A 723-nucleotide genomic window follows, 5' to 3' on the forward strand; every position below is an offset into this window, starting at 1 on the left:
AGCATGCTGGGCCGTCCGTGCACGGTGGCGGTGGTCTAAATCCATTTGGGGAAAGGGGGGGCCTCGCCCTGTTCAGGATTTGTGCAACAGCGCCGTAGTAGACGCGATTCCTAGCGGCTTATGCAAGGCTTTGACTACTCAGCGAGTCATACATGCCGTTCGAGTGCGGAGGCCCTGACCTGATGATAGCTCTATTTTTTTGAAGATGGAGGCGGCGGCGGGGGCGGAGGAGATGGTCTCTTCATCGAACTTGAAGGAGAGTTGCTTTTCGAAAGCCCTCGAGAAACCCCATCCTGCGCAATTGTCCTAGGCAATGGACTTGGTTGTTTTCTACTCACATGACCTCCTAATATTTAAGAAATTCTACGTAGGTTACTTTTTTAACATCTACCAAGAATTTCTCTACATTTTCCAACCGAACTTCTGCACGCCCACTGTCACTATCCGGCTCATCCAATAGCCAAGAAGCATCGATCATGACAAAATGACCTTCCATAGGAGTTGATGGCCACTCTTTAGGATAGCCCATTAATCTCCTACCCTCTTCCAAATGCAAAACAATATAAGCCTCCTCATCCTGATCAGAAAAAGACCCATACCACTCAGATGGAAAAGAAGTTTCCTTTGTAAGTGCCCACAACAAATTGGTTTGATTCTTGCTTGCACTCACCCGGACTCTACTCACCACCGAACTCCATGAAGTGCACCGTACAACTGACCGAG

Annotated in this window: 1 protein-coding gene; it reads right to left on the reverse strand. The window is 48.5% G+C overall.

Annotation, left to right across the window (positions count from 1 at the left end):
* Positions 1-346 precede the first annotated feature (346 nt).
* On the reverse strand, positions 347-723 hold a 377-nt coding region (locus tag C2I19_RS21905; protein ID WP_233201313.1), incomplete at its 5' end, for a hypothetical protein.

The sequence above is a fragment of the Chromobacterium alticapitis genome, assembly GCF_002924365.1.
Classification (GTDB): Bacteria; Pseudomonadota; Gammaproteobacteria; order Burkholderiales; family Chromobacteriaceae; genus Chromobacterium; species Chromobacterium alticapitis.